Source organism: Ensifer sp. NPDC090286 (assembly GCF_044769565.1).
In the GTDB taxonomy this organism is placed as follows: Bacteria; Pseudomonadota; Alphaproteobacteria; order Rhizobiales; family Rhizobiaceae; genus Ensifer.
Map to the genome: position 1 here is coordinate 384,182 of NZ_JBIVYF010000004.1, position 18,536 is coordinate 402,717.

The window sequence follows — 18,536 nt, forward strand, 5'->3', positions numbered from 1 at the left end:
GGTGGGAGGGATGGGGAACTTCGCAACGTGCCGATGCCTCGCGGATGATTGACGGTTGACATTAACAAATTCGATCGCAGGGCGCAAAGCTTTGAATTGGCGGGCTCCTCGGATTTCTTCCATGAAGCAAGAAAGAAAAGGAGAAAGCGATGACGATTTCGATCCGAGAAAAACTGGCTACTCTTGGCCTGGAACTGCCCGCGCCGACCTCTCCGGCTGCGAATTACATTTCGGTGGTCCGCACCGGCGACCTCCTGTTCATTTCCGGTCAGATCAGCAGGGCGCCGGATGGTGATATCGTCGCGGGCATCTTGGGGGCGGACATCTCCCACGAGCAGGGGGTGCACGCGGCGCGTGTCGCAGCCCTCAACGTTTTGGGGCAGATCGCCGCCAAGACGGACGGTTCGCTTTCGTCTGTCCGTCGTATTGTCAAGCTCGGCGTGTTCGTTGCGGCAACGAACGATTTCAAGGATCAGTCGAAGATTGCAAACGGTGCCTCCGACCTGATGGTCGCGGTGTTCGGCGAAGCCGGACAGCACACGAGGGCCGCCATTGGTGTCAGTTCGCTTCCCGCTGGGGCAGCCGTCGAGATCGACGCGGTCGTGGAACTGGAGGCGACCAGGTGCTGAGCGACGCAAGAATCGACAGCCTGCGTAGCGATACACCCGGTTGCGCCGAGCGCAGGCACTTCAATCACGCCGGAGCTTCGCTGCCGCCAAGGCGCGTCACCGAAGCCATTGTCGGTCACCTGATGCTGGAATCCACGCGAGGTCCGATGGAAGCTGCCGCACGGGTTACGGACGAGCTCGCGATGCTGCGTACCAACGCTTCCAGATTCATCGGCGCCGAAGAAGGCGAGGTTGCGTTCGGTGGATCGGGGTCTGCCCTTTGGGGAAGCGTGTTTGCCGCTTTGCCACCACTGAGATCGGGTGACCGTATTCTCATCGGCCGACAGGAATGGGGCGGCAACGTCGCATCGATGCAGCGTGCGGCAAGCCATGCCGGCGCAAGCATCGAGATCATTCCCTGCCTGGACGACGGCAGTGTCGATGCGAACGCTCTTTCTGCAATGCTCAACGACAAGGTGCGCCTAATCTCGCTGACATGGCTTCCTGCCAATGGGGGATTGATAAACGATGCCGAAGCCATCGGGCGGGTAGCCAACGCCGCGGGCGTCCCATACTTCGTGGATGCCGGACAAGCGCTTGGTCAGCTCCCGATCGACGTGTCGAAGATAGGTTGCGATGTCCTCAAGGCGGCCGGCAGGAAATACGTCAGAGGCCCCCGCGGAACCGCTCTCGTCTACATTCGCTCCAAGTTCCTTGAGACGCTCAATCCCGGTTTCGTCGACGTAAGCTCCGGCCCTCTCGTGGATGGAAAAGTCGAACTGAGGAAAGACGCCCGCCTGTTCGAAACGTCCGAAGCGCCGATATCGCTGCTTCTCGGGCTCGGCGAGGCGATCGCGCTGGCTTCGGAATTGGGCGTCGAGGCGATCCAAGCCCGCATTGCCTTCCTGGCAACCCGGCTTCGGAAAGGGTTGAAGTGCATTTCGGGTGTCGAGGTGCGCGATCTCGGCACGAAACAGTCAGGCCTCGTCTCTTTTACCGTGGAGGGAATTTCCGCATCGGTTGTACGAAGCAAGCTGGCCGAGAAAAGTATCTCGATCGGGGCAAACGGCGTACCCTACACGCCGTTCGACATGACCGCGCGCGGACTACAGGAAATAGCCCGGGCCTCGGTCAGTTACTACAACACTGCGGGAGAGGTTGAGGACCTCGTCGATGCGGTTGAAAAAATCGCAAAAGATGCAATCCGATAGAAGGACGGAACCACGATGGATCTGGGAATAAGGGGCAAGCGCGCGATCGTCTGTGCGAGTTCAAAAGGGCTGGGCAGAGGTGTGGCGCAGAAGCTCGCAGAGGCGGGCGTGATCGTTACCCTCAATGGTCGGAGCCATGAAACGCTGGAGGCCACCGCAAGGGAGCTTCGCGCGCTGACAAGTGGCGAAGTCTATGCCGTGGTAGCCGATGTGACGACCGTAGAAGGCAGGCAACAGCTTCTCGAAGCAGAACCGAAAGCCGACATCCTCGTGACCAATGCAGGAGGACCGCCGCCTGGGCTGTGGTCCGATTGGGAGGCGAATGAATGGTTGAATGCATTGAACGCCAACATGCTGACACCGATCCTGCTGATGAAGGCGGTTCTGCCCGGCATGATCGACAGGGGCTGGGGCCGTGTGATCAACATCACCTCCGCGTCAGTAAAGTCACCGATCGCGGAGTTGGGCCTGTCCAACGCCTCGCGCAGCGGGCTGACTGGTTTCGTGGCCGGCACGGCAAGGCAAGTCGCGAAACATGGGGTAACGATCAACAACCTCCTGCCGGGCTCGCATGAGACTGATCGTGTAGCCGCGCTTCTCCAGCGAAGGGCAGAAATGCAGGGTATCTCACTTGAACAGGTGCGGCAGCAGGCGCATGCGGAGAATCCGACCGGGCGCTTCGGCACGATTGACGAATTCGGCGCTACCGCGGCATTTCTTTGCAGCCAGCACGCGGGCTACATCGTCGGCCAGAACATCCTGCTCGACGGTGGCGCTTTCAGGTCAACGCTTGCATGAGATCCGGCGTGACGCGGCAACAATGCTTCCGCGTCGACAACTGCAGTCATGCTCGCAAACAGCAGTTGTAGGAGCGAGTGGGGCGTGGTTGCCAAGACGACGCTTGCGCCTCATCTCCGCCGAAACCGCGACGACAAAATTAGCGACAACACGGCTAAGCCGATGCCGCGATCGCGGGGGATTCAATACCGTCGCGCCAGGCCTTTAATCACGCAGGACGCGGCATTTCCAAGTCACGATGCAGCGGCCGGGCGCTAGAAGTCTCGCCACCCAGCTCCATTTCCCTCGGGGAGGTTACGGATCGACGGAGCCTTCCAGCAGGGCCAGCCAATCAACGCCGATCTTGTAGCGCCGCAGAACGGCAGCGGGGTCCTCGGCATCGAGACGAGAGCAGATCCGATAGACCTCGAGCGTTTCAGCATCCATCAGGCCGTGCTGGTAGAAGAACATGGCGGCGGCATATCGGGCACGGCCGGACCACTCGGTTCCGGCCGGAAACCTGATCATCTCCCAGTGCCGTTTCGTCTCGTAGTCCATGGCGGTGATCTCAGAACCGTCCCGGCGGGTTGGCCGAACGGCGGTCGAGCTTGACGAAGGGTCGGGCGACGATGCGGGCCCGTTTCATGAGTTTCTGATACTGAAGTTCCCGCAGCGCATAAATCTCGACCCAGAGATCGTCGACGATGCGTGTGCCGTAAGGCCGTGAAAGAGTGGCGATCGCAATGTTGCGCTTGGCAAGCGGTGACCAGATCGCCGCGGTGACAAGACCGACTTCCTTCTTGCCGCGGTGATAGACAATTGCCCCCTCAGCCGGGATGTTGCCTTCGATCTCAAGGCCGACGAGCACATGCTTCAGCGTGTTCCTTTCGCGCGCGCGGAAGATGGCGTCGCGTCCGTTGAAGAAGGGCTTTTCCGCGTCCACCAGCCAGTCGAGGCCGATTTCGTCCGGCAAACGCTCGCGGTCAGCACGAAGTGCGGCCTCGGCGGTGATGAAATCGGCGTTGGCGACGATGAACCCGGCTTCGACACGGGCTCGGTTGAGAGCATCGTAGCCGATCGCCTTGAGACCGAAGCCGGTGCCGGCCGCCCACAGCCGGTCCCAGAGGCTGACGGCCTGCCTAGCATCGACGAAGAGTTCGTAGCCGAGATCGCCGGTAAACCCGGTGCGCGAGATGGTCACGGTGCCGTCGCCGTGCGGAAATTCGGCCAACTGGAACGGTTTCAGCGTCGCCACGCCGGCAAGACCCGCGGCTTCCAGAACCGCGAAGGATGTAGGGCCCTGAAGCGCGACCGCCGCGATGTCGCTCGTTTCCTCGATGATTTCGACGGAAAAACCTGCCACGCTGTCGAACAGCCATGGCAGATGGCGCTCCTGGCAGCAGAGGCGAAAGTCGCTGGCGCCGAGCCGGAACAGCGTCCCGTCATCGAGCACGTGGCCATGGTCGTCGCACCAGGCGGTATAATGCACCCGGCCGGTGCCGAGCTTTGCGACGTTGCGCAGCGTCAGCCGGTTGAGATAGCGCTCGGCATCCGCGCCGCGAATGCGGTACTTCACCATCGGCGAGATGTCGAACAACGCCGCGGTCGAGCGGATCGCGAAATATTCGAGCTCCGTGTCGAAGATCGAGTGCGGCGCCTTATAGCCTGCCCAGCTGTACCAGTCGTTGGTTTCGCTGAGCGCTGCAAGGCGTGCGTGGAACGGCGTTTCCAGCCGGGGCGTCTGGATATGGCCCTGGGCTGCGCGGCGAAGGGCGGTCGGATGCATCGTCATCAGCGTTTCTCCGAAAGAACCTGGCGGGCCGCGAGCAGGCCCGGCAAGCCCGAGATGCCGCCTCCCGGATGCGAGCCGGCGCTTGCCAGATAAAGGCCGCGCAGCGGCGTTGCGTAACCGGAAGCCGCGTTGACCGGGCGGTTGACGAGCAGCTGGTCAGCCTGGAGCTCGCCGTGGTGCCAGTGGCCGCCGGGCAGGTTGTAGCGGTCTTCGATGTCGGCGGGGGTCAGGAGGTGGGCGGCCACGATGCTATCTCCAAGGCCGGGCGCGTAGCGTTCCAGCGTGTCGAGCACGATCCTTTCAAAGACGGGCTTGCCCTTGTCCCAGCCATCGGCGAGCGAATAGGGGGCGAATTCGACAAGTGCCGACAGGGTGCAGCCCCCGGGAGGCGCCAGCGACGGATCGCCAAGGCTCGGCAGGGTGATCTCCATCACCGGATCGTTGGAGAACTGGCCGTATTTCGCCGGGTTGAACGCCTCTTCGACATGGTCTACCGAACGGGCGATCACCAGCCGGCCCTCAAGATCGGCGGATGCGACGCCGGCAAATGCCGGCACACGATCAAGCGCCAGGTCGAGTTTGGCGACATTGCCGTTTGAGCGGATGTTGCCGACGGCGCGGCGAAAGCCGGTGCCGATCTCGGCCGCATCGACAAGGCTTGTGAGGGTCGCCTTCGGGTGGATCGCCGAGACGATGGCCGCGGCCTCGATCGTTTCGCCGGAGGAAAGCACGATTGCCGAGGCGCAGCCCCGGTCCGCAACGATACGCTCGACCCGAGCGCCGGTTCGCACGGTCACGCCCGCACCGATTGCCGCTTTCTCAAAGGCTGCGATCGTCGATCGCCCGCCACTGCCGGCGATCCGCTGGGCGCCTGTCACGCCCTGCATCTCGCCGGTCAGGCGATAATAGAGGCCGAGCAGCGAGGTGGGCGAGCGGGGCCCGAGGTGGATGCCGAGCGTCGCGTCGAAGGCAATGAGCGCTTTCAATCGGTCGTCGGTCAGATACTCGTCGGCGATATCGGCGACATTCATCAGCAGCATGCGCAGGAAGTCGCGGCTTTCCTCGCGCCCCTTGCGCAAAAGTCCGATCCCGGCGCCGGCCAGCGCGGCAAGGTCAGTCAGCGCCATCTCGCCAATCTCCGGCGGGCGGCGCTTCAGAAAACGCTTCAGGATCCCTGCCTGGAAAATCAGCTTGCCGCGCAGATCCTGGAAGCGCTTCGCCTCGTCGTCAGAAACGCCGTCGATGACCTCGCCATAGCCGCCGCGAAGCACCGCGTGACGTCCGCTCAGGGACAGAACGACGGTCGGCGCGGGCGTGTCGCGGCTGCCGTCGAGCGCGATGGCCGCCCCCACTTCCGGGTCGAGGCGGTTGACGACATGGGCAAGCCCCGGGCTCGAGAAGCCCGGATGGAAGGAATAGCCGCGTGCCGCACCTCCGAGCGCGTCGCTTGCCTCCACGAGGAGGACCCTGGCGCCGGAGCGGGCGAGAAAAGTGGCGGCGGTCAGGCCGTTGTGGCCGCCGCCGATGACGATGGCATCAAATGACGTCATGGGCGGGGCTCATCCTGTCGGAGGGGTTGTGACGAAGATCGCGCAGGATCTCGGCGGCGGCATTGCGGCCGGGCGCCCCCATGACGCCACCGCCCGGGTGGGTCGACGAACCGCAGATGTAGAGGCCGCGCACGGGGCTGCGATACTGCGCATAGCCGGGGACCGGCCGGTTGAAGAGCAACTGGTCAAAGGTGAGTTCACCCTGGAAGATGTTGCCTTCCGTCAGCCCAACTTCCTGCTCGATCTCGCGTGGCGTGCGCACCTCCATGTGCAGGATGCGGTCGCGAAAACCCGGTGAGTAGTCGCTGATCTGCTTGACCACCGTCTCGGCGAAGGCGTCCCTGTCGGCATCGGTCCAGTCCCGGCCCTCCACCTTCGGTGGGCAGTACTGCACGAAACAGGAGACGAAATGTTTTCCCGGCGGAGCCATCGTCGGGTCGAGCGTCGTCGGGATCATCATGTCGACGAAGGGGTCGGCCGACCAGCGCCCGGCCTTCCAGTCGTCATAGGCCCGCTCCATGCGCTCGACGCTGTCGGTGAAATGCAGGTCGCCGCGGATGCAGGAGGAGCCGGCAGGCAGCGCCGGGAATTCCGGCAGGCTGTCGAGCGCGATGTTGAGCTTGCCGGAGGAGCCGCGCATCTTGAAGTGCTTGACGCGGTGGACGAAGCGCTCCGGCAGGGCGTCCTCATCGACGAGTTTCAGGAACGTGCGCTTGACGTCGGCATTGGAGACGACGAGGCGGCCGTGAACCTCTTCGCCGTCGGCAAGCACGGCACCTTGGGCGCGGCCGCCCCGGGTCAGGACCTTGGCGACGTCGGCGCCGGTGCGGATCGTGCCGCCTGCGGCCTTAAACGAGGAGGCGAGCGCCTTAGTGACGGCGCCCATGCCGCCGCGGGCGTAACCCCAGGCGCCGACCGAACCGTCGACCTCGCCCATATAGTGGTGCAGAAGCACATAGGCAGTGCCCGGCGACATCGGCCCGAGTGCGGTGCCGATGATGCCGGAAAGCGCCAGATAGGCCTTGATCACGTCGGTCTCGAAATACTCGTCGAGGAAATCGGCGATCGACATGGTCCAGAAGCGCAGCGTCGCCGCCATCTCGGCCGGTAAGAATTCGCCGAATTTCTTTCCGAGATAGAGAAGTTCCGAGATGTCGCGCGGCTTGAAGCTGAACGGGTCGGGGGCGGTGCGCATCAAAAGCGGCTGGATGAAGCGGCACTGGCGGGTGACGTCGCGGGCGTAGCGCTCATAGGCTTCTGCATCGCGCTTGGAGTAGCGCGCGAATTCGCGGCGGTGGGAATCGTGGTCGCGATAGGAGGCGAGATAGTCGCCGTCGCGGGTCAGGACCGCGCCACCCTCGTAGGAGATCACCTGCAGCCCATGTTTCGGCAGTTCGAGGTCGCGCATGATTTCCGGGCGGAAGAGCGAGCAGACATAGGAACAGTTCGAATAAAGAAAGCCGGGCGTCAGCTCGCGGCTGGTGGCAGCACCCCCAACCCAGTCATTCTTTTCTAGGACGACGACATTCAGCCCCGCCCGCTGCAGATAGCAGGCGGCGACCAGGCCGTTATGTCCTCCTCCGATCATCACCACGTCGTATTTTTTCATGTGGCTCCCCTTGTCGTTGATCAAAAAATGACACGGAAAGCAGAATGTTGTCCATCCATTTTGAATGAGCGTTCAGCAAATATATTGCAATCCGCTGATAATGCGATAGGATTTTTAGCAAGGGTTGATGTGGCCAGGAGCTCGGATGTCGTCGGTCGATCAAGAAGCGGTGCACGGCGTCGAATATGACGATACGGCTATCCGTTTCCTCGAGGTGCTGTGGGGCGAGGGGTATCTGTCGCCCGGTGGTCCCGAGGAGGTCGATCGCGTGCTTCGTGGGCTCGATCTGGCGGGCAAACGCGTCCTTGACCTCGGCTGCGGCGCCGGCGGCGTGACCCTGCATATCGCCCGAACCCATCATCCCCTTGTCATCACCGGTTTCGACGTCGAGGCGCCGGTGATCGGACATGCAAGGACGGCGGCCGAGCGCGCGGGCGTCGCCGGCGTCTCCTTCGTCCAGGCGCCGCCCGGCCTCTTGCCATTCCTCGACGGCAGTTTCGATGTCGTCTTTTCCAAGGATGCGCTCGTTCATGTGCCCCAGAAGCACGACCTGTTTTGCGAGATCTTTCGCGTGCTTTCGCCGGGCGGCACCTTTGCCGCCTCCGACTGGTTGATCGCCCATGACGGCGAACCCTCCGACGACATGAAGGCCTATCTCAGGGCCGAGGGTTTAAGTTTCGGCATGGCTTCCGCCGCGACCTATCTTTCTGCCATGGGGGAGGCGGGCTTCGTGGAAACACGCGCGGAAAGCCGCAATGAATGGTACCGCGGCGTCGCGCGCCAGGAGCTTTTGCGTCTCGAGGGAGCGTTGCATTCGGCTGCCGTCGCAGCGGTTGGCGAGGCCTATGTGGCCAAGAATATCCGGACCTGGACGGCCATGCAGAAGGTGCTTGACAGTGGTGAGCATTGTCCCACTCATCTGCGGGGCATCAAGCCGATGCGGCGGGATGCATGACATGCACCTGCGCCTGAAGAAGAACGAGACGGCGGTACGGATGAAACTCACCCCTGAAGTGCGGGAAGCGGCGGACACGGAGAAGCGTGGGCGCAAGGCGTCGAAGGAGACACGCAGGCAGCAACTGATCGAGGCGACGATCGATTCGCTTGCCAAGCGCGGCTATTCGGAAACGACGCTCGCCGATGTCGCCGACGGCGCCGGCCTGTCGCGCGGCATCGTCAACTTCCATTTCGAGAGCAAGGAAAAGCTGCTGATCGCCACGCTGCAATTCATGGCGGACGAATATGCCGCCAATTGGGGCGCGGCACTTGAAAAGGCAGGAGACAAGGCGGCGGCGCAACTCTGGGCGCTCGTTGCCTGCGACTTTGACCGCAAGATCTGCACCAAGCGCAAGCTGGCGGCCTGGTGCGCCTTCTGGGGCGAGGCGAAGTCGCGCCCGACCTACCAGGCGCTCTGCGGTGCGCGCGACGTCAAGTATCAGGATATTTTCCTGGCGCTCTGCCAGACGCTGAAGGACGAGGGCGGCTACGCCTACGAGCCGGAAGGTATGACGTTGGCGCTTTGCGCATCGATGGAAGGGCTCTGGCTGCGGCTGATGATGGGCGACGGGCTGACGCGCGAAAAGGCGTTCGCGGCGGCGGTCGAATATCTGCTCGTCGCCTTCCCGAAGCATTTCACCCGGGAAGGGCCGAAATAGGGAACGATAACGCCGGAATGGCCGGATAGAGGAGGTTGGCAATGACATTGGTGAACGCGTGCAGGCAAATCTTGGGAGGCGCCCTTCTCGCCTCGCTTGTCTCGACCACCGCCCTGCCGGCCCTTGCTGCCGAGAACCTCACGATCTTCGACTGGTCCGGCTACGAGGACCCGGCTTTCCATCCGTCCTACACGGCAAAACATGGGGACGAGCCCGACTTCAGTTTCTTCGGTGACGAAGAGGAGGCGTTCCAGAAGCTGCGCTCCGGCTTCAAGGCGGACCTCGCCCATCCCTGTTCGCAGAGCGTGGCGAAATGGCGTGAAGCCGGGCTGATCGAGCCGCTCGACACCTCCAAGCTCACCTATTGGAACGATATCGATCCGGCGATCTCTGCCATGAAGGGGCTGGTGACCACGCCGGACGGAAAGGCCTGGCTGCTGCCCTTCGAATGGGGCAACACGGTGCTCACCTACCGCACCGACACGGTGAAGGAGGACGAGGTCAAGTCGCTCAAGGCCTTTGCCGATCCGAAGTTCAAGGACCGGGTCTCCATCGGCGACAATGTCGATGACGCCTATGCGCTGGCGAGCCTCGCCATCGGCGTCAAGGACTGGACGACGATGACCGACGAGCAGTTCAAGCAGGCCTCCGATTTCCTGCGGGAGGTGCACAAGAACGTCCGCCTCTACTGGACCGACAACACCGATTTGAGCCAGGCGATCGCCAGCGGCGAGGTCGATCTTGCCTGGGCTTGGAACGAGACGGCGACCACGCTTCAGGCCGACGGCGTTCCGGCGGCGATCAAGAAGGATACGGCTGAGGGACTTTCGACCTGGGTTTGCGGCTATGTCCGGCTCAAGGGGGCGGCAGCGCCGGTCGACGAACAATATGATTTCCTCAATTCGATCTCCGACCCGGCGATCACCTCCTACATGGTCGACGCCTGGGGCTATGGGCACGCCAACGCTCGCGGCATGGCGCAGGTCGATCCGAAAATTCTTGCCGATAAGGGCTATGCGGATGTCTCGAAGTTCCTCGCCAACACGCTGTTCCAGTCGCCGATGCCGATCGAACTGCGTCAGCGCATGATCGCCGAGTTCGAGAAGATCAAATCCGGCTACTGAGTGGAAATACCGGCGAGCCGTGAAGCACGGCTCGCCGAATTCTCCTCAGTCGGCGACTGCAACCAGCGCATCCGGATCGTAGGCCAGCCGTACGGTGTCTCCGACCGGAATGTCGTCGGCGCCGAAATTGTTGGTTTCCGAAACCGAGAGCGGCTGTTCGAGGCCCGGGATATCGACGATCAGGTGGGTGATTTCACCGAAATAGTGTCGGTCGACGACCTTGCCCGCGACCTCGAAGTCGGAGCGGGCGTCGTCCCAGAGAACGCGCAGCCGCTCCGGCCGGATGCCGATCGTCGCTGAGCCGTTGCGGGCGACGAAGCCGAGCGGCTTGTCGATCGTGACGCCGCCGAACCGCGGGGTCTCGACGGAGATCCGTGTCGCGGTCTCGTTGGTCACGCGCGCCTTCATGAAATTCATGCCCCCCAGGAAGTCGGCGACCTGGCGGGTGTTGGGGCGCTGATAGATTTCCTTCGGCGTCGCAACCTGAGCGATCCGGCCGCCGAACATCACCGCGATGCGGTCGGACAGCGCCAGTGCCTCGTATTGATCGTGGGTGACGAGGATGAAGGTGATGCCGACGGCGCGCTGCAGCGTGCGCAACTCCAACTGCATCTCTTCGCGCAGCTTCTTGTCGAGCGCCGACAGCGGTTCGTCGAGCAAAAGCACTTTCGGGCGCATCACCAGGGCGCGCGCCAGCGCCACACGCTGGCGCTGGCCGCCTGACAGTTCATGTGCCCGGCGCTTGCCGAGATGGCCGAGCCGTACCTGCTCGAGGGCTGCGGCGACGCGGCGGCGCTCCTCGGTCGCATCGAGCTTCAGCCGCTTCAGGCCATAAGCGACGTTTTCCGCAACATCGAGATGCGGAAAGATCGCGTAGTTCTGGAAGACCATGTTGGTCGGGCGGTGGTTCGGCGGCACGCCGATCACCGACTGGCCGTCGATGCGGATATCGCCTTCGGTCGGCGTGTCGAAGCCTGCGATCGAGCGCAGAAGCGTGGTCTTGCCGCAGCCGGAAGGCCCGAGCAGCGAGAAGAACTCGCCGGCGGCGATGTCGAGCGAGACGCTGTCGAGCGCCTTGTAGATGCCGTAGAACTTGTTGACGCCGTCGATCGCGATCATCGGTTTGTCAGGCATGCTGCGCTCCTTGTGCCCTGAGCCTGTGTTCGGCGCGGCGACGGATGATTTCTGAAAGTGTGAGAAGCAGGATCGAGATCAGGAGCATCAGGCTGCCGAGTGCGAGCACGCCCGGAAGCTTGGCCGCGAACCGCAACTGACCCCAGATATAGACCGGCAGCGTCGGCTCGGTTCCCGAAAGGAAGAAGGCGAGGATGAATTCGTCGAGCGAGACGGTGAAGGAGACGAGCAGGCTCGAGACGATCGCCGGCGCGACGACGGGCAGGGTCACCCGGCGAAAGGTGCCGATCGCCGTTTCGCCGAGATCGAGCGAGGCTTCCTCCAGCGAACGGTCGAAGCCGTCGAAGCCGGAAATCAGCACCGACATGGCATAGGGCAGGCAGAAGATCACCTGGCCGAGGATGACGGTGACGAGCGAGAGCTCAAGCCCGAGCTGCAACAGCACCATCAGCAGCGAAACCGCGACGATGATTTCAGGCAGAAACAAGGGCGCCATGATCAGGCCGGTCGCCGGCTTCTTGCCGCGGAAGCGGTAGCGGGTCAGCGCGCGGGCGGCGCAGATGCCAAGCACGGTGCTGAGGATCGCAACGGAAACGCCGACGATCAGGCTGTTGCGGGCCGCTTCCAGCATCGCCGAATTGCCCCAGAGCGAGGCGTACCATTTGGTGGTGAAGCCCGCGAGCGGGAAAGTGGTGGTCGAGGCGTTGTTGAACGAGAAGATCGGCAGCAACAGGATCGGGAAATAGAGGAAGAGCAGGTAGAGGCCGACATAGGCCGGTAACCAGCGGGACTTCGGAATGCCGTGACGACCGCTCATTTTGTCACCCTCAGCAAAAGCTTGAGCATGAGGACAACGAGCCCCGCCATCGCCGAGACGACGACCATGGTCGTGACCGAAAGGGCGGCGCCGAGCGGCCAGTTGGCGCCCTTGCCGAATTGTGCCTGGATCGCGGTCGCAATCATCACCCCGTCCTTGCCGCCGACGAGTTTTGGCGTGACGTAGTCGCCGACCGTCGGGATCATGACGATGAGAAAGGCGGAAATGACGCCCGGCAGCGAGAGCGGCAGGGTGACGCGCAGGAAGCTCATCAGCTTGTTGTCGCCGAGATCGTGCGCCGCTTCGATCAGCGACCGATCGACCTTTTCGAGCGACACGTAGATCGGCAGGATCGCGAAGGCCGCCCAGCTGTGGACGAGCGTGATGACCACCGCATTGGAATTGTAAAGCAGCGTCGTCAGCGGCTTGTCGATCAGGCCGATGGACAGAAGTCCGGTGTTCATCACGCCGCCATAGCCCAGGATGACCTTCCAGGACATCACGCGCAGAAGGTAGCTCGTCCAGCAGGGCACGGTGATCAGGAACAGCCAGAGGTTCTTGTGCACCCCGCCATGGAAGGAGATGAACCAGGCGATCGGGTAGGAAACGGTGACGGTCACCACGCTCACGACCAGCGAAATCACCAGCGAGCGCACCAAAAGGTCCTGGTAGATCGGCTCGCCAAGGGCAGTGCGGTAATTTTCAAGGGTGAAGGTGCGGTCGATCGTCAGATAGTCCTGGGTCCAGAAACTGTAGGCGATGACGATCAGGACGGGCAGGAACAGCAGGGCAAGCGCGTAAAGCAGGGTCGGCGAGATGAGGGCGAGGCCGCTGGCCTCTTCGCTGGCGATCCAGCGCGTTCGGCCTTTCGGCGGGGCTGAGGGCCGATGGTCCACTTCGATGCCCGGCAATACCGCCATCAGCGTGCCCTCGCGCAATGCGTAGAGCGTGGACACTGGAAATGCAGCGATCGCTTCATTCAATCCATCCCGTGGCGGTATCCGCCTTCTGGTGTTCCCTTGATTAGCAAAACGCAAATCGGGATTGAACGCAAGCGGAATTTCTGCAATATTGATTGAACAGCCATTCAATAAAGTGAACGTTTATCGATTAATATCATGTAATTGAGTGGCTTATGTCGTCATATTTAATGGGAGATTTCGTGATGGCTGCGAAGCGCGATCCGGCAGATATGCACAATGAAGAGGTCGACGAAATCTCTGAACGCGCCGCGCGGCATCTCGTCCAGCCCTGGCCGGTTGCCGGCAGCATCGGCGCCGAGCATCGCGGCGCGATCGAGAGCGGCGAGGGGATCTACGTGACGGACGGCGAAGGGCGCCGCCTGATCGACGGCCCGGCGGGCATGTGGTGCGTCAATGTCGGTCATCGCCGGACGGAACTTGCTCAGGTGCTGCACGACCAGGCGCTGGCGCTCTCGTACAATTCGCCGTGGTACACGACGAGCACGCCCTCGGTAGAACTTGCCCAAAGGCTTGCCGGCCACGCGCCCGGCGATCTCGGCCACGTGTTCTATACGACCGGCGGATCCTCGGCGGTCGAGACCGCGCTGCGCTTCATGCAGTTCATGAACAACGTGCGTGGCCGCCCGGACAAGAAGTTGATCGTCTCGCGTCAGGGCGGCTATCACGGCTCGACCTATCTTTCGGCGTCGCTGAACGGGCGCCCGCGCGATCACGACTGGATGGACAGCGCATCGGATCAGGTGATCAAGCTCACCTGTCCTAACCCTTTCCGCCGCCCGGCCGGCCAGTCCGAAGAGGCGTTCTGCGATTTCCTCGTGGAAGAGTTCCGCGCGGTGATTGAGGCGCGCGGGGCGGAAAAAATCGGCGCCTTCATCGCTGAGCCGGTCATGGCGTCGGGCGGCGTGATCGTGCCTCCGGTGGGCTATCTCCAGCGCATGCGGGCGCTCTGCACCGAAAACGACATCCTCTTCATTGCCGACGAGGTGGTGACGGCCTTTGGTCGACTCGGCGAGGTCTTCGCCTCAAAGACCGTGTTTTCGATCGAACCGGACATGATCACCTTCGCCAAGGGGGTGACGTCAGGCTATTTCCCGCTCGGGGGGGTGATGATCTCGTCGCGGCTTCTCGAAGCGTTGCGCCAGTCGAACCATCCCGACGCGATGTTTGCCCACGGTCTCACCTATTCCAGCCACCCGATCGGCTGCGCGGTGGCGCTCAAAAATCTCGACATTCTGGAAGACGGGTTGCTCGACCATGCGCGCGCCATCACCAGTCATTTCCAGGGCGCGCTGAAACGGCTTGAAGCGCTGCCGCTGGTCGGAGAGGTGCGCGGGGTGGGGCTGATGGCCTGCATCGAATGTGTGGCCGACCGGGTCAGCAACAATCCGCTGACGCTCGATCTGGAGGTCGGCAAACGCATCGATCGGCACTGCCAGGAACTCGGGCTGCTCGTCCGGCCGCTAATCAACATGTGCGTGATGTCGCCGCCGCTGACGATCACCACAGGCCAGATCGACGACATGGCCGAGATCCTCGATGTCAGCATTCGCCGGACGATGGACGAGCTTGTGCGCGAAGGACTCTGGAAGGGTTGAAGACGGCTTGAAATGCCTCGGCCCTGCCAGCATTCCCCGGCAGGGCCGATTTCAGGGGCCGGATGATCTCCGGCCCTTCTTTTTTGTTCGGCTAACGCGTCGCCATCGTCGCGTTGACCGAGGCCATCTCTTCCTCGCGCGGCGCCTGTTCGAGCGTCATCACCGGCAGCACGGCGCGCAGGTGGTCGTGGTGGGTGCGCACGCCATATTCGAGGTCGGAGAGATAGAAGCCGCCGAAGGCTTTCGAGGTCATCGACTCGTTTGACCAGATCGTCAGCTGCACGTCCTCGGACTGGGTGTCGCGGTCGATGCGGAAGGCAAGGTAGCGGGCGAGCCGCTGCTGACGCGTCTCGTCCGGATAGCGATAGATCGCGCCGCGCAGCAGCGTCTTGCCGGTCGACAGCGGGAATTCCTGGTAGAACTGCACGCTCTCCGGCGTGACCGCGATGACGGCATTCGGAAACAGGCCGAAATAGATCCAGGCCTTGCGCAGCCGCTCGGGCAGATGGGTGGCTTCCGGCGCGACCGTCACGTACTGCCGGACGCTCCAGCGCCGGCCCGCATGCGGGTTGTAGGTGGCGAACGAGCGGCAGAGGCCGTTGACGAAAGGCTCGTCGTAGTAGGTCGAGCCGTAGAGATCCTGGAGCGCCGGATGCGCCATGGCGACGTGGTAGCCTTCGTTGTCGACGTCGCGAACGGATTTCCAGTTGACGGGGCTGTCCTGCGTCCAGATGCCGTGCGTCGGCACCATCGTCTCGGTGTCGTACTGGCCGAGTTCTTCGGCAAAGGGCTGCATGAGTTCGGCGACGGAGGGCTGCGGCCCCGGGCGGAAGCGGATGAAGACGAAGCCCATCCAGACCTCGAGTTCGAGCGGGATCAGCCCGAAGGCCAGCTTGTCGAGCGGCGGGAAGGAGCGGGGGCGCGCAGCTCCGCGCAGCGTTCCATCGAGATTGTAGACCCAGCCGTGAAACGGACAGACGAGCGCGTTGCGGCAGGTGCCCTTGTCGTCGGCGACGACCCGCGAGCCGCGGTGCCGGCAGATGTTGTGAAAGCCGCGGATCGCGCCATCCTGGCCGCGCAGGATCAGCGCCCGCTCACCGACGACATCCATGGTGATGTAGTTACCCGGCTCGGGAACGTCGGACACGTGACAGGCGATCTGCCAATGCTGCCTGAAGACATGTTCCTTTTCCAGCTCCAGCAGGGCATCGCTATGATAGCACCATCCGGGCAGCCCACGGCGATCCCAGTCGTTTGGAACGGAAATGTCGCGGGCCAGTTCGTTCACCACGGTCTCCATTTTTGCTGAACGTTCATTCAATATAGCCAGGTTTTGCGACGAAGGGAAGACCTGCAGGTCGCGACGGGCATGGGCGCCGTTGTTGGACAATGCGTTGGGCCGTCACGAAGCTTCGTCAGGTTGGCGATTGACCGTGCGGACAGTCAGGCCAACCGCCTTATCCATCTTCGTTGCGTGCGGGCTATCTGCGCCGCTGTTCGATATCGCCAGACTCCCAACAGCGGTGTTGCCGGTCACGTTGTGATCGAGATTCCGCTAATGTCGGCCCCACTTCTGCCCAATGGGGCGGCAACGATCCTGGCTTCCGTGTTTGGAGAACAGCACCATGCCGACCCGGCGAAATTTCCTTATCAGCTTCGTCGCTACGCCGATTGTGCTGCCGGGCCTGAGCCAGGCTGCTGGCATTCCGGTGGAGTTGCCGCTTACGGCTAGTTGCGGCGATGACCACGAGCTGACGCCGGACCAGACCGAAGGCCCGTATTTTACGCCGCAGAGCCCTGAAAAACAGGACTTTGCGAAGGATGCACCGGGCGGAGAAAGGCTGACGCTTGCTGGTCTTGTACTCACCAAGAACTGCCAGCCGGTAGCGAGAGCGTTGATCGAGCTATGGCACGCGGATGAGAACGGCACCTACGACAACAGCGGATACAAACTCCGCGGACATCAATTCACAGATGCCGATGGCAAATGGTGGTTCGAGACGATCGTGCCAGGGCTCTATCCCGGTCGCACCCGGCACTACCATGTGAAAGTCCAGCGGCCCGGCGGGGACGTGCTGACGACGCAACTTTATTTTGCCAATGAGCCAGGCAACGAACGTGACCGCATATTCAATGCAGCCTTGGTACTCGATATCAGCGCGACGACCGACGGAAAATTCGGTCGCTACGATTTCATCGTGGCGTAACTGGCGTGTCACATCGGCTAAATGTTCAGCTCGTCATTCGCTGCCTCGGATCTGCCGAACCCCAACTCCGAACTCAGACCCGCGCTTGGCGTTGACCTGAAGGTCGGGATTGGTGTCGCCTCGAACAAGGAGGATCCAATCGCGTCTGCGCTGGTGAGGAAGGGCGGGGTTTCTCCTCTCCCTGTCGGCGCGCGGCCAGACACCGCCGGGCGTCGTATCTAATCGGCACAGCGCTCGCTCGAGGCACTCGGTTGCATGCTCACGGCGCTTCTCCTTTGGACAATCACAAGGGAGGTTGCTTTCCAAGCAAGAGTAGAACGCCGGCCATAGGGTGACCTTTCGCAACCCTTACGGCTTTGTAAGGTTCGGCTTGCGGCTCAAATACATGCCCGCCGCTGTCCGAAAGAGTCGGTGCGCGGCAATCAACACTTTGAAATGCCGCCTTGAAATGGGGGCGGAGAAGCCGCTGCAAATACCAGGAAAACGAGAACCGAGACACTGCAAAGCTGTCCAATCGGTATGCTGGCGAACACGTTCGTGACACCGTTGAAATCGAAAGTGCGTGTGAAAGCAGTCGCAGTTCGGAAGGACCAAGGCGAAGAACATGAAAAAGCTCCTCATGACAGCATGCGTCACCGCAGCCACCATCATCGCTTCATCGGCAATGGCAGCCAATGTTTCTGGGGTAGTGCCGAGCATTGATAAGTCACGAGACGCGATCCGGCTGAGAGACGGTATGGTGCTCAGGCTAAGCGAGGGCACCGAAGCCGAGAACTTCAAGCCCGGCACAAAAGTCAGGGCCACTTACACGAAGAGGCATGGAGAAAACGTCGCGTCGTCGGTCGAGCGCGTCAAATAGCGCAGCAGATACCGTCAGCGATGATCCGCGCGGTGACGCCACTGTCGCCCCGCCCCTTGATCCACTCGATGGAGCTTCGATCTCTATGAAACCGAAGGAACTGGTGATCACAGTCCATTGCCCGGCCACCATCGGGTGCCCGGCCGGCGGCTCGATTAGAGCGGGAGGCAACGATGAGATGCCTTCTCGTTGAGGACAACGAGGTGTTGGGAGATGCGCTTCGCGACCATCTCGCCGCTATGGGGCACGCCGCAGACTGGTACCTTCCCCTTGGGGAGGCGAATATCGCTGTCCAGGCGGGGCGTTTCGATCTGGTGCTCCTCGACCTCAACCTCCCTGATGGAAATGGCTTGTCGCTGCTGCGAAACCTACGAGCGACCAATGACGCCACGCCGGTGATCGTCATAACAGCGAATGATCAGATATCTGACCGGATGAACGCCGTCAGTTCCGGCGCCACCGATTACCTCGTCAAGCCGTTTGATCTTTCGACACTTACCAATGCAATTTGCGCTGTTCGCTCACAGGCAATGGCACCTTTTTAAGACGTGATCAGATGGTGCCCGCAGACCTGTTTCACGCCACCAAACCGGAGCCTTCCTGAGTTGCGATGCG

18 protein-coding genes are annotated in these 18,536 nt (G+C 62.2%); 10 read left to right on the plus strand and 8 right to left on the minus strand.

What is annotated here, in order from left to right; genetic code table 11:
• The first annotated feature begins 149 nt into the window (after nt 1-149).
• Genes ACIQUG_RS22415 through ACIQUG_RS22425 form a run of 3 tightly spaced genes read left to right on the plus strand, consistent with a single transcriptional unit; the run spans nt 150 to nt 2,617 of the window.
• On the plus strand, nt 150-629 hold the full coding sequence (locus tag ACIQUG_RS22415; RefSeq protein WP_402324190.1) for a RidA family protein: 480 nt from the start codon (nt 150-152) through the stop codon (nt 627-629).
• Nucleotides 623-1,819 (plus strand): aminotransferase class V-fold PLP-dependent enzyme, encoded by a 1,197-nt coding sequence (locus tag ACIQUG_RS22420; protein WP_402324192.1) that lies wholly within the window; start codon nt 623-625, stop codon nt 1,817-1,819. Before ACIQUG_RS22415 ends, ACIQUG_RS22420 begins: the two co-directional genes overlap by 7 nt.
• 15 nt (nt 1,820-1,834) lie before the next feature.
• A complete protein-coding gene (locus ACIQUG_RS22425; protein WP_402324193.1) occupies nt 1,835-2,617 on the plus strand; it encodes an SDR family oxidoreductase in 783 nt (260 codons plus the stop codon).
• Nucleotides 2,618-2,911: 294 nt separating this feature from the next.
• Here ACIQUG_RS22425 and ACIQUG_RS22430 read toward each other — a convergent pair whose 3' ends face one another.
• Genes ACIQUG_RS22430 through ACIQUG_RS22445 form a run of 4 tightly spaced genes read right to left on the minus strand, consistent with a single transcriptional unit; the run spans nt 2,912 to nt 7,547 of the window.
• The gene (locus ACIQUG_RS22430) at nt 2,912-3,154 is read right to left on the minus strand and encodes a hypothetical protein (RefSeq protein WP_402324194.1); all 243 of its coding nucleotides are present in this window, start codon (nt 3,152-3,154) and stop codon (nt 2,912-2,914) included.
• A gap of 10 nt (nt 3,155-3,164) precedes the next feature.
• Nucleotides 3,165-4,388: an aminomethyltransferase family protein gene (locus tag ACIQUG_RS22435; protein WP_402324196.1), complete on the minus strand. Its 1,224-nt coding sequence runs from the start codon at nt 4,386-4,388 to the stop codon at nt 3,165-3,167.
• Nucleotides 4,388-5,938, minus strand: a complete 1,551-nt coding sequence (locus ACIQUG_RS22440) for a phytoene desaturase family protein (protein ID WP_402324199.1) — start codon at nt 5,936-5,938, stop codon at nt 4,388-4,390. Before ACIQUG_RS22440 ends, ACIQUG_RS22435 begins: the two co-directional genes overlap by 1 nt.
• Nucleotides 5,925-7,547, minus strand: a complete 1,623-nt coding sequence (locus ACIQUG_RS22445) for a phytoene desaturase family protein (protein ID WP_402324200.1) — start codon at nt 7,545-7,547, stop codon at nt 5,925-5,927. Before ACIQUG_RS22445 ends, ACIQUG_RS22440 begins: the two co-directional genes overlap by 14 nt.
• Before the next feature lie 145 nt (nt 7,548-7,692).
• On the opposite strand from ACIQUG_RS22445, the gene ACIQUG_RS22450 reads away from it, so the two are divergent.
• The 3 genes from ACIQUG_RS22450 to ACIQUG_RS22460 are packed head-to-tail and all read left to right on the plus strand — an operon-like array spanning nt 7,693 to nt 10,326.
• Nucleotides 7,693-8,502, plus strand: a complete 810-nt coding sequence (locus tag ACIQUG_RS22450) for a class I SAM-dependent methyltransferase (RefSeq protein ID WP_402324202.1) — start codon at nt 7,693-7,695, stop codon at nt 8,500-8,502.
• A gap of 40 nt (nt 8,503-8,542) precedes the next feature.
• Nucleotides 8,543-9,202 carry a TetR family transcriptional regulator C-terminal domain-containing protein gene (locus tag ACIQUG_RS22455; protein ID WP_402324633.1) on the plus strand — a complete coding sequence of 220 codons (660 nt, stop codon included), beginning with the start codon at nt 8,543-8,545 and terminating at the stop codon, nt 9,200-9,202.
• Between the two features lie 41 nt (nt 9,203-9,243).
• A complete protein-coding gene (locus ACIQUG_RS22460; protein ID WP_402324203.1) occupies nt 9,244-10,326 on the plus strand; it encodes an extracellular solute-binding protein in 1,083 nt (360 codons plus the stop codon).
• A 45-nt stretch (nt 10,327-10,371) separates the two neighbouring features.
• Here the strand turns inward: ACIQUG_RS22460 and ACIQUG_RS22465 are convergent, their stop codons facing one another.
• The 3 genes from ACIQUG_RS22465 to ACIQUG_RS22475 are packed head-to-tail and all read right to left on the minus strand — an operon-like array spanning nt 10,372 to nt 13,233.
• Nucleotides 10,372-11,445, minus strand: coding sequence for an ABC transporter ATP-binding protein (locus ACIQUG_RS22465; protein WP_402324634.1), 1,074 nt, complete (start codon nt 11,443-11,445; stop codon nt 10,372-10,374).
• Between the two features lie 7 nt (nt 11,446-11,452).
• Nucleotides 11,453-12,277, minus strand: coding sequence for an ABC transporter permease (locus ACIQUG_RS22470; protein WP_402324205.1), 825 nt, complete (start codon nt 12,275-12,277; stop codon nt 11,453-11,455).
• A complete protein-coding gene (locus ACIQUG_RS22475) occupies nt 12,274-13,233 on the minus strand; it encodes an ABC transporter permease (RefSeq protein WP_402324206.1) in 960 nt (319 codons plus the stop codon). The genes ACIQUG_RS22470 and ACIQUG_RS22475 overlap by 4 nt, the downstream gene beginning before the upstream one ends.
• A 209-nt stretch (nt 13,234-13,442) precedes the next feature.
• Here ACIQUG_RS22475 and ACIQUG_RS22480 point away from each other — a divergent pair, with 209 nt between their 5' ends.
• Entirely contained in the window at nt 13,443-14,855 is a 1,413-nt protein-coding gene (locus ACIQUG_RS22480; RefSeq protein WP_402324208.1) for an aminotransferase, read from the plus strand.
• A gap of 91 nt (nt 14,856-14,946) precedes the next feature.
• On the opposite strand, the gene ACIQUG_RS22485 is transcribed toward ACIQUG_RS22480, so the two are convergent.
• On the minus strand, nt 14,947-16,155 hold the full coding sequence (locus ACIQUG_RS22485; RefSeq protein ID WP_402324210.1) for an aromatic ring-hydroxylating dioxygenase subunit alpha: 1,209 nt from the start codon (nt 16,153-16,155) through the stop codon (nt 14,947-14,949).
• 325 nt (nt 16,156-16,480) lie between these two features.
• On the opposite strand from ACIQUG_RS22485, the gene ACIQUG_RS22490 reads away from it, so the two are divergent.
• The 3 genes from ACIQUG_RS22490 (at nt 16,481) to ACIQUG_RS22500 (ending at nt 18,466) form a co-directional block, all read left to right on the plus strand.
• Entirely contained in the window at nt 16,481-17,062 is a 582-nt protein-coding gene (locus ACIQUG_RS22490; protein ID WP_402324212.1) for an intradiol ring-cleavage dioxygenase, read from the plus strand.
• A 604-nt stretch (nt 17,063-17,666) separates the two neighbouring features.
• Nucleotides 17,667-17,921 carry a DUF1344 domain-containing protein gene (locus ACIQUG_RS22495; protein ID WP_402324213.1) on the plus strand — a complete coding sequence of 85 codons (255 nt, stop codon included), beginning with the start codon at nt 17,667-17,669 and terminating at the stop codon, nt 17,919-17,921.
• A gap of 173 nt (nt 17,922-18,094) precedes the next feature.
• Entirely contained in the window at nt 18,095-18,466 is a 372-nt protein-coding gene (locus ACIQUG_RS22500) for a response regulator (protein ID WP_402324214.1), read from the plus strand.
• Nucleotides 18,467-18,536 lie beyond the last annotated feature (70 nt).